At 74.0% G+C, this 420-nt stretch carries 1 pseudogene; it reads right to left on the bottom strand.

From position 1 onward, the window contains the following. Positions 1-420: pseudogene (locus G3I78_RS49130) on the bottom strand (ATP-dependent DNA ligase); the annotation flags it as partial.

Here is a 420-nt window from a genome sequence, read left to right as displayed (position 1 = left end):
GCTCGGTCTGCCAGCGCAGCATCTCGTCGGTGAGCCCCTTGAAGGTCTTGCCGAGCATGGCGTAGGTGCCGTCGGCGGCCCGCGCCCCGAGGTGCAGGTTCGACAGCAGTCCGGTGCGCCGGCCGTGGCCCCACTCGACGGCGAGCACCACGAGGTCGAGGGTGTGCACCGGTTTCACCTTGAGCCACTGCCTGCCGCGCCGCCCGGCCGCGTAGGCGGAGTCGAGGCCCTTGACCATGACCCCCTCGTGACCGCGGCGCAGGGTCTCGGCCCAGAACTCCTCGGCTTGCGCCGCCTGCTCCCGCGGGTCCTCGACGACGAGCCGGCGGACCCGGGATTCCCGCGGCACCAGTGCGGCGAGCGCCGCGTACCGCTCGCGCACCGGGCGGTCGAGGAGCACCTCGTCCCCCGCCGCCAGCA

Origin of the sequence: Streptomyces sp. SID13726 (genome assembly GCF_010548375.1) — a bacterium.
GTDB lineage: Bacteria > Actinomycetota > Actinomycetes > Streptomycetales > Streptomycetaceae > Streptomyces.
This window is presented reverse-complemented; position numbering and strand designations above follow the sequence as displayed.